Here is a 9052-nt window from a genome sequence, read left to right as displayed (position 1 = left end):
CGGCCTAACGGGGCCCAGGGAGGGGTACCATAAGTTAAACCGAATTGACTAAGCGGTCTAAGCAACAGGATAACATATTGATATGTTGATTATTTTAATGCGTTTGCCCTGCACCGAACCCCCTTCCGACATTTGATGAAGTTATTTCATGCTCGTTTCTAAGCAGCAAGGTTTCTCATTGATGGAAATACTTGTGGCCTTTGCGATTATGGCGATGGCCTTGGGTGTTTTGCTCCGGATTTTCTCGGGCGGTATCAATACCGCAATCGTTGCCGACGATTATTCGTCGGCCGTGCAAATAGCGGAATCTTTAATGGCGCGAGCGGGCGTGGAAACGCCGCTGCAAGCCAGCCAATTTTCAGGTACGGAATTCGATCGTTATGAATGGCTAGTTACCATCAGGCCGGCCGATTTTCAACTGCAACCTTCAGGTAATCAAAACGAATTGCCGCTATTGTATCGCATCGATGTTAGGGTTAGTTGGTCAGAAGAAGGCGCCGAACCGCGCGTTTTCCAATTGAAAACGCTACGATTAGGTCAGGCGGAAGCCGCAAGTAGTCGATAGCCGCCCATGTCTAAAACTCATTGCACATCGAAAAGTACACATCGCGAAGGTCGTGATAGCCAAGATGCTGTTACAATTCCAGCAGGAACTTTTTCACCGTTCCCTCAAGCCACGCTAACGATTTCCAAGAATCAAGCCGGTTTTACCCTAATAGAAATTATGTTGGCCATGACCTTATTGAGCGTCATGATGGTCTTGCTATTCGGCACGCTCAGAATCAGCGCGCAAAGCTGGGAGGCGGGCGAGGGTAAAGTGGCTCAGAGCGGCGAAGCCGCGTTGGTCTATCAATTTTTTCGCAGGCACTTGGGCGTCACGCAACCGTTGTGGCAAGACTTTAACCCCGATCAAGAACGAGCCTTCTCGTTTGTCGGCAGACCCGATGCCCTTCAATTCGTATCGCCGCTTCCGGCCAGTGCGGCTCGTCCCGGTTTGCAAATGTTTAGCGTGTATTTACGGCAAATGGGCGGCGACAAATGGCTTACCGTTGCGGTTCAACCCTTCTTTCCGGAAGCGGAAGAGCAAACGGCGCAGGATGAAGGCGTCGTAATTCTTAAGCATGTGAACTCTTTCCAGGTCGGTTATTTCGGCATGGATCCGCTTTCCGGAGCAAACGGGTGGCAGGATGAGTGGGTGGATAGAGAAGCGTTACCGCGTTTGGTCAGAATTAGGATTGTCCGCGACAACGAATTGTATTGGCCAGATATGTTCATCGCCTTAAAAGCCGCGGCGGATACCGCCGTCGATCCCGAATTTTCGGACGGCATTGACCAGGGGTTCGATTAATGCGGCAAAAAGGTTTGGCATTGGTGTTGGTGCTTTGGGTGCTGACGTTGTTAACGATCATGGCCGGTAGTTTTGCGCTGAGTATGCGCCGGGAATCGTCTATAATGTTCGGTATGAAGACTAGGGCCGAGGCCCAAGCTTTTGCGGAGGCAGGCATTGCGGTGGCGGAATTGATGATGCTGGAAGATGACCCGTTGAAACGCTGGGATGCCGACGGCCAAATTTATGAATTTAGTTTCGATGAGGCCATGATTCGAGTCCGCATTCTTGCGGAAAACGGCAAGGTCGATATCAATCGGGCGGAATTGGACTTGTTACTTAAACTTTTGAAGCACGCACCGATTGAGGCCGATATGCAAACGCAGGTCGCTAACGCCATAATCGATTGGCGCGATCAGGATGACGAAACGCGAGAAGACGGCGCCGAGAAAAAAGAATATCAAGCGGCCGGCTTGAGATATGCCCCCCGTAACCAGGCATTCCAGTCTCTTGAAGAATTGCAAATGGTTTTAGGCGTGGACGCCGTGCTCTACGAATGGTTGGAGCCGTTTATTACTATTGAATCCGGTCAAGCGAGTGTCGATCTTGACAAAGCCTCGGCGGAATTGCGATATATGCTGGAAAGCGAGGACGACTTTGCCGCTAAGCCGATAACGGGCGGATCCGATGCCGAGGATGCCGTTCCTAGGGTCAGATCTTTTTCGCCGACTGAGCAGGGTGGCGAGATGCCGGGAGAATTCGAAATGCTGGACGACGAGCAAGCGCAGCCCGATACACAGGCAAGCGGCGCGTTGACTATCGTTTCGGAGGCCATGGTCGGCGAGGGCGTCACGGCGGGTGTCAAGGTTTTGGTTAGGCGTTCGGATAACCCGGGCGAACCTTTTTCGGTGGCGCGATGGCAACCGATACATTCCAAAGTTCATTCTTTATTCGCCTATGAAATGGAAAATTATTGATGTGAGCCAAGCGCCGTGGCTTGCATAGGTCACGGTCAAAACGTGTAGGACGGGGTTGCAAACCCTGCTTGCCAAGGCCGTAGGGTGCGCATCGCGCACCTTTCCACTAAAACTCGTTTAACGGAAAAGACGTATTATTGTCATTTTTTTCTTATAACCTAAGCTGTTTATGTAACACGGACAAATCGATTTTCATGAGACAGCACGCCAGTCTTAACTTTAAATGAACAGTTCGTATTTTTACCCACTGAAACTCAACTAGAAACAAAACATGACCAATGCTGAATCTTGATGCGAACATTGATCTGGATGTAAAAAAGTTTTTTCGTTGGTGGGGAAGCGAGCTTTCTCATTTATTGCCCGAAGAGATCAAGAAAATTCTTGATCAGCAACAAAGTAAACTGATTTTACGGCCTCATGCCTCCGCATTTTCGTTAACCTATGAAGTCGGCGAAGCGTGCGAAAACCTTGGCGAATTTTCAAGGGATGCGGCGGGAGTCGAGGCGATCAAGAAAATTTTGGCAAAAGATGCGCGCTACGAGAAAACCCAATTCATCGTGCGGCTTGCGCCTTCCGATGCGATTAGCAAGGAATTGACATTTCCGATTGCCGCCGCAGAAAATTTACAGCAAGTGATTGCTTACGAAATCGATCGCCTGACCCCGTTTAACAAAGATCAAGTCTATTTTTCGGTCAAACTGGTCGAAAAAAACAAGCAGGCCGGCATCGTGCGCCTCGTTTTGGTGTTGACGCCAAAGGACAAATTGGATGCCGTATTGGATGAATTGACGGCATTGACGCTGCATCCGTCGCTAATTGACTACGAACCGGTAAGCAATCAACCGGAATCGGACGTCTCCCATTATAATCTCTTGCCGGAACATCGCCGGGAAAACAAAATACCTTGGCACAGCTATGTACACGGCGGTTTGGTCGCGTTGTTTTTTTTACTGCTAACCGTCGCGATGGTCTTGCCGGTTTGGCTGGAAAGCCGCGCTGTAGCGGCTCTCAGGGACGACATTGCGGTTATCGAAAAAGAAGCGAGAGTCGTTGAAGATATTCAATCGGAAATCGATACCATTATTGCGCGAGCACAACAATTGATCGCCAAAAAACAGCAGTCGCCGGCAATCGTCGATATATTGAACACCCTCAGCGAATTGATAGAAGACGATACCTGGCTCAATTATTTGCGTTTTAACGAAGGTCGGCTACAGTTTCAAGGCCAATCGCCGACTGCTTCGGCACTCATCTCAAAATTGGAAAAATCGGAGTTATTTGTCAATGCCCGTTTCGTATCGCCGGTCACTCGGGATAGACTGAGCGGTTTAGAGCGTTTTCAGCTATCCGTGGACATTAAAGCTAGGAGCGATGATGACGCTACTCGATAAATACCCGCCGCAACGCCTAGCCGCCGTAGGCTTGTTGATTGCGGTCGTATTGATGGCGATCGGCTTTCTGGTGGTGCCCTTGATCAATGCGGCCTTGGACTTACGCGAAGAAAAACACGAGCTGCTGTTTCGTTTGGACCGCTATCAACGGATAACCGACAGAAAAGAAGCCGTGACAGCCAATGTCGAAAAAATCAAGCAGGCCAATGCCGCACAAAGTTTTTTCAGCCGACACAAATCGGAGGCCCTGGCTTCCGCGGAATTACAACAGTCGGTTAGAGCCGCGATTGCCAATGCCGGTGCCGAATTGATCAGTACTCAGGTATTGCCGAGTAAAACCGAAGGCCAATATAGTCGAATCGCGATAAAAATCAGAATGAACGGCGATATGGAAGCATTCCGCTCGGTTTTGCTGCAACTCGAATCGGCCGTGCCCTTCATAATGATCGACGACCTTGATATCCGTCCCGAGCGAGGCAGGCGTAACCGAAAAACCCGAAAGATCGAGCCAAGCAATAAAATGAACATCAGCTTTCAGGCTTCCGGCTTCATGGGTAAAGAGCCATGATCAATACGGCATTAGTCAAATTACTCTGCGTTGCCTGCGCGGTTTTAGTCGTTGTTATTGCCGGCGAATGGTGGTATTGGGGACGGGCGAACGGCGAGCCGGCCGGCGAAGCCAATACGCTATCGACAGACTATGAAGCATTAGCGTTTCCGCAATTTCAAAGCGATCGGCCAAGCGAAGACCGGTATAACGATTTAGTCAGTCGCCCTCTATTTATCGAAGGCCGGCGCCCGGCGCCCGAACCGGAACCGGAAAGAGCGTCGGAAACGAGTTCGGAAACCTTGGATTGGGAACTGACCGGTATCTATACGGTTCAGCAAAAGCCCCATGTATTGTTACGAAGAATCAAGCCGCTACCCGATCAAAAGAGCCATAAAAAAATGCCCGTGGAAGAAGAGGTCGACGGTTGGCGCTTAGTTGAAATTTTACCGGATAAAGCGATATTCGAAAGAGGCATGGAGCGGCAAGAGTTGATCTTGAGAAAACCGAAACAAAAAGAATTACCTCCCGGTAGGCGCCCGCTTACACCACCGCAACGTCCGGCAGCGCCGCAGCTACCGCCGGCAGTCCCCCAAGCAACGCCGGACAACGGCTTTAGTGAACCTGATTCAGCAATAACAACACAAGATGAATAAAGTAAACCGAATCCACGCGACTGTTTTGGCATTGTTAACCCTATCGGTTACCGGGTGTGAATTGTTAGGCCCTCAGACCCGGCAAAAATTGTCTTTGCAGCAGCCCAAAGTCGACGACCTCGAAGCTCATCAAAAGTTTTTCGAACAATTGGGGGAGGAAACCAAAGCAGAAGATAAAGACAAGCTGCATGCCGAAATTTATCCAGGTTCCGGCCGTCCGGTCGGCGATACGATCGGGCGGCCCGGTCCTGCCAAAGGTCTGGGTTCATTCAGTTTGAATTTCGACGAAGCCGACCTTGGCGAGGTCGCGAAGGTCATTATCGGCGATATTTTGGGTAAGAATTATGTATTGAGCCCTAAAGTCGCCGGCAAGGTCACTCTGCAAACGACTCAGCCGTTGACCCGCGAACAAGTGCTGCCGACGTTGGAAATGCTGTTGAGTATGAACAGCGCGGCCTTGGTCAAAGACGAAGGCGGCGTTTACCATATCGAACCGGCGGCCGATGCGCTCTATACCTCGGCCTTGTCGCTGGCCGACCGGCGCGGACGCGTCTTACCGGCCGGTTATCAAGTCAGCGTCATCCCGGTCAGAAATGTCGGCGTCGACAATATCGTCGAAATACTCAAACCGCTGATGCAGGAAAAAACCTTGCTGCATGCCGACCCGTCCAGAAACCTGTTGCTGGTAGGCGGCACCGCGGCCGAGTTGTTGCGCGTTCAGGAAATCGTCGGGATTTTCGATGTCGATATGATGCGCGGCCGATCGTTCGCGCTGTTTCCGTTGACGCATGTCGACCCGCCGACCTTGATTGAAGAGCTGGAACAAATTTTCGATAAAAAAGCCAAGGAGGATGAAAACCAGTTTTTTCGCTTCATCGCGATCGAGCGCATGAATGCGATATTGGCGATCACGCATCAATCGCGTTATCTGAGCGACATCGAAAATTGGATCATCCGGCTCGACCGGGCGCAATCGGCGACCGGCGGCGGCGTCAATGTCTATAAAGTGCAGCATGTCGATGCGGTGCAATTGGCAGCGACCCTGAGCGAAATTTACGGCATCCCGGCTTCCCAAGTCGGCATGGGGCAGGCTTCGGTCGCGGCAGGGAGAAGATCGGTGGAAGTCACCAGCCGTCCGCAACAGAGTAGCGGATTGGGAGGGCGAAGTAGTCAGATTCGCCAAGTCCAGCGTCCGATGCAAACATCCGGCGCCGGGGTTAAGGTCAAGGGCGTCGAGGATGTACGCATAATCCCCGACGAGATCAATAACTCGCTCGTGATCGTCGCGACCGCTCAGGAATACAACGTGATCAAAGGTGTCATCAAGCAATTGGACGTGATGCCGCTGCAGGTCTTGATCGATGCGACGATTGTGGATGTGACGTTGACGGATGATCTCAAATATGGCATTCAGTGGTTTTTTGAACATGGAACAGGTGGAGATAATCAAATTACTGGTGGTGGAAACACAGATATTTTTCAAACAATAGGAAAAACAGGGGCTCAAGCGGCTTTAGGTGTAATGTCAGGAGGTTTAAGTTATGCGTTTATTTCAGGTGATATCAAGGCTTTATTAAACGCAGAAGCTTCTAAAGGTAATGCCGACTTTATTTCTACGCCATCGTTGATGGTGCTGAATAATCAAGAGGCGTCGATTCAAGTCGGTACGGAGTTGTCTCTTAGAACAGGTACTACGACTCCCGTAACCGGAGGCACTGACACAGGCTTGATTCAGACTCAACAATTACAGCAACGGCAAACCGGGGTCAAATTGAAAATCAAACCCCGAGTCAATGCCGGAGGCTTGGTAATCATGGAAATCGAACAAAGCGTCGAAGAAGTTGACCGATCTAACAATAATGCAGGAAATCCGGATATTCAGACTCGCGAAATTATTAGCTCGGTCGCGGTGCAAAGCGGTGAAACCATCGTGTTGGGAGGGTTGATTCAAGAAAGAAACGATTACGGGAGAGCTGGTGTACCTTGGCTACATGAATTGCCATTGATCGGGCCGTTGTTCGGAAGCACTTCATATGGGAGTAGAAAAACCGAATTGGTCGTTTTGTTGACCCCGCGCGTCGTTACCGGGCGTGAGGATGCTCGATTGATCGCCGATGAATTCAAACGTAAACTGACCGGCATCTACCACATCGAACCGACCGAAATGGAAATCCGGTAGGGTGCGCATCGCGCACCTTGCCACGACGCCAAACCCAACGAAACGTCGCGGCACCGAATCCGGTGCGCGATGCGCACCCTACTTTTAACGAAATCATCGCGAAGATATCCACGCCTTATTCCTCCCTATCCCGAAATAAATTACGGTAAGCGTGCTTAATTGTTATAAAATCACCGGTTTCTCAACGACTCGATATTTTTCAATGGTAATCGGCGATTAAATTATGCGATGTCCCTTCTGTTCGGCGCAAGATACCCGAGTGATCGATTCCAGATTGGCGAATGAAGGCGATCAAGTCCGAAGGCGCCGCGAATGCACGGTCTGTAAGGAACGTTTTACGACCTTCGAACAGGCCGAGTTGAGTCTGCCGCGCGTGATCAAACGAGGCGGCGCAAGAGAACCTTTCGACGAACAAAAACTTCGCGCCGGTATGTTGCGGGCCTTGGAAAAAAGACCGGTGGACAGCGATGCGATCGAGCAGGCCATTAGCCGAATCATCAAAGAATTGGCGACGAAAGGCGAACGCGAGATAAAGGCGCAAGAATTGGGCGAAAAAGTCATGAGAGAGTTGAGCGTGCTCGATCATGTCGCCTATGTCAGATTCGCTTCGGTCTATCGGAGTTTCGAGGATGTCAGCGAATTTACCGATATGATCGAGCATTTGAAGCGGCAATAAGATGACTTCAGTGTGGCATCCGGACGAATTTTACATGGCCCGGGCGATTCAATTGGCGCATAACGGCCTGTACACGACGCAACCGAATCCGCGTGTCGGTTGCGTATTGGTTAAAGAAGGTTCGATTATCGCCGAAGGTTGGCATGCTCGGGCCGGCGAGGGTCATGCCGAAGTCGAGGCGCTCAAGCGGGCGCAAAGCCCCGAAGGGGCGACGGTTTATGTTACCTTGGAGCCTTGCAGCCATCACGGGCGCACCCCGCCTTGTTGCGAAGCCTTGATCAAAGCCGGCGTAGTCCGTGTTGTTGCGGCCATGCAAGATCCTAACCCGCTGGTTTCCGGCCGAGGTTTGACGAGATTGAATGACGTCGGTATCGATGTGCGCTGCGGCGTTTTGCAAAACGAAGCGATGAAACTGAATCCGGGCTTCATTAAACGCATGCAAACGGGTTTGCCGTTTGTACGCGGCAAGTTGGCGATGAGTCTGGACGGACGCACCGCGATGGCTTCCGGCGAGAGTAAATGGATCACTTCGGATCAATCCAGAGCCGATGTACATCGATATCGCGCCCGCAGTTCGGCGATTTTGACCGGTATCAATACGGTGTTGGCCGACGATCCTGCCTTGAATGCGCGGGTCGAATTCGAAACCCTGCAGCCGGCCAGAGTCGTGCTCGATACCCGTCTTAGGATGCCGCCGACTGCGCGTTTATTGACATTGCCGGGTCGCAATGTGGTTGTAACTTGTTCGCAGGACAGAAGTAAAATCGATGCGCTGCAGCAATTAGGCGCGGAAGTGTATTGCGTTGCCGAGCGAAGCGGCAAGGTCGATTTGTCCGCGGTGATGGATTTGTTGGGGCGATTGCAGTTTAACGAGATATTTATCGAAGCAGGCCCGACCTTGAGCGGGGCTTTGTTGGCCGAAAATCTTGTCGACGAATGGCTCATCTACATGTCGACCAATGTATTGGGCGATGAAGGCCGAGGGTTGTTCCGTTTGCCGGGGCTTGAAAAAATGGCCCATAAAAAACATTTAAGCTTATGCGATATCAGACAAATAGGGCCAGATCTCAGGCTGACGCTGAAGCCGGCTTGAAAACACGTAGCCCGTATGCAGCGAAGCGAAATACGGGATGTTCCGTGCCTAGGCCTCCCGGATTCCGTTTCACTTTATCCAGGCTACTCGCCTTTTTAAACAAATCGGTCGAGCAAAGCATTGCACGAATGTCTAAATGGCGTTTATTTTTTAACTGCTAACTGCTAACTGCTAACTGCTAACTGCTAACTGCTAACTGCTAACTG

General features: G+C 51.0%; 9 protein-coding genes. All 9 read left to right on the top strand.

Annotated features, from left to right (window positions below):
* Positions 1-148 precede the first annotated feature (148 nt).
* The 9 genes from ACRJJO_RS21435 to ribD all read left to right on the top strand — a co-directional run bounded on the left by ACRJJO_RS21435 (position 149) and on the right by ribD (position 8846).
* Positions 149-565 (top strand): type IV pilus modification PilV family protein, encoded by a 417-nt coding sequence (locus ACRJJO_RS21435; RefSeq protein WP_431067595.1) that lies wholly within the window; start codon positions 149-151, stop codon positions 563-565.
* 6 nt (positions 566-571) lie between these two features.
* Positions 572-1348 (top strand): prepilin-type N-terminal cleavage/methylation domain-containing protein, encoded by a 777-nt coding sequence (locus ACRJJO_RS21430; RefSeq protein WP_431067594.1) that lies wholly within the window; start codon positions 572-574, stop codon positions 1346-1348.
* Positions 1348-2304, top strand: coding sequence for a general secretion pathway protein GspK (locus ACRJJO_RS21425; protein WP_431067593.1), 957 nt, complete (start codon positions 1348-1350; stop codon positions 2302-2304). The genes ACRJJO_RS21430 and ACRJJO_RS21425 overlap by 1 nt, the downstream gene beginning before the upstream one ends.
* Before the next feature lie 278 nt (positions 2305-2582).
* The gene (locus tag ACRJJO_RS21420) at positions 2583-3695 is read left to right on the top strand and encodes a PilN domain-containing protein (protein ID WP_431067592.1); all 1113 of its coding nucleotides are present in this window, start codon (positions 2583-2585) and stop codon (positions 3693-3695) included.
* Positions 3679-4263, top strand: a complete 585-nt coding sequence (gene gspM / locus ACRJJO_RS21415; RefSeq protein ID WP_431067591.1) for a type II secretion system protein GspM — start codon at positions 3679-3681, stop codon at positions 4261-4263. Before ACRJJO_RS21420 ends, gspM begins: the two co-directional genes overlap by 17 nt.
* Positions 4260-4898, top strand: coding sequence for a hypothetical protein (locus ACRJJO_RS21410; RefSeq protein WP_431067590.1), 639 nt, complete (start codon positions 4260-4262; stop codon positions 4896-4898). The genes gspM and ACRJJO_RS21410 overlap by 4 nt, the downstream gene beginning before the upstream one ends.
* Positions 4891-7077 carry a type II secretion system secretin GspD gene (gene gspD / locus ACRJJO_RS21405; protein WP_431067589.1) on the top strand — a complete coding sequence of 729 codons (2187 nt, stop codon included), beginning with the start codon at positions 4891-4893 and terminating at the stop codon, positions 7075-7077. The genes ACRJJO_RS21410 and gspD overlap by 8 nt, the downstream gene beginning before the upstream one ends.
* 223 nt (positions 7078-7300) lie before the next feature.
* Positions 7301-7753 carry a transcriptional regulator NrdR gene (gene nrdR / locus ACRJJO_RS21400; RefSeq protein ID WP_431067588.1) on the top strand — a complete coding sequence of 151 codons (453 nt, stop codon included), beginning with the start codon at positions 7301-7303 and terminating at the stop codon, positions 7751-7753.
* 1 nt (position 7754) lies between these two features.
* Positions 7755-8846 carry a bifunctional diaminohydroxyphosphoribosylaminopyrimidine deaminase/5-amino-6-(5-phosphoribosylamino)uracil reductase RibD gene (gene ribD, locus ACRJJO_RS21395; protein ID WP_431067587.1) on the top strand — a complete coding sequence of 364 codons (1092 nt, stop codon included), beginning with the start codon at positions 7755-7757 and terminating at the stop codon, positions 8844-8846.
* Positions 8847-9052 lie beyond the last annotated feature (206 nt).

Origin of the sequence: Methylotuvimicrobium sp., assembly GCF_050611805.1 — a bacterium.
Lineage (GTDB): Bacteria > Pseudomonadota > Gammaproteobacteria > Methylococcales > Methylomonadaceae > Methylotuvimicrobium.
This window is presented reverse-complemented; position numbering and strand designations above follow the sequence as displayed.

What these genes read in the sequence shown, in the direction of transcription:
- ACRJJO_RS21435 (WP_431067595.1), top strand. Translation starts at nt 149, where the DNA reads ATGCTCGTTTCTAAGCAGCAAGGTTTCTCATTGATGGAAATACTTGTG.
- ACRJJO_RS21430 (WP_431067594.1), top strand. Translation starts at nt 572, where the DNA reads ATGTCTAAAACTCATTGCACATCGAAAAGTACACATCGCGAAGGTCGT.
- ACRJJO_RS21425 (WP_431067593.1), top strand. Translation starts at nt 1,348, where the DNA reads ATGCGGCAAAAAGGTTTGGCATTGGTGTTGGTGCTTTGGGTGCTGACG.
- ACRJJO_RS21420 (WP_431067592.1), top strand. Translation starts at nt 2,583, where the DNA reads ATGCTGAATCTTGATGCGAACATTGATCTGGATGTAAAAAAGTTTTTT.
- gspM (WP_431067591.1), top strand. Translation starts at nt 3,679, where the DNA reads ATGACGCTACTCGATAAATACCCGCCGCAACGCCTAGCCGCCGTAGGC.
- ACRJJO_RS21410 (WP_431067590.1), top strand. Translation starts at nt 4,260, where the DNA reads ATGATCAATACGGCATTAGTCAAATTACTCTGCGTTGCCTGCGCGGTT.
- gspD (WP_431067589.1), top strand. Translation starts at nt 4,891, where the DNA reads ATGAATAAAGTAAACCGAATCCACGCGACTGTTTTGGCATTGTTAACC.
- nrdR (WP_431067588.1), top strand. Translation starts at nt 7,301, where the DNA reads ATGCGATGTCCCTTCTGTTCGGCGCAAGATACCCGAGTGATCGATTCC.
- ribD (WP_431067587.1), top strand. Translation starts at nt 7,755, where the DNA reads ATGACTTCAGTGTGGCATCCGGACGAATTTTACATGGCCCGGGCGATT.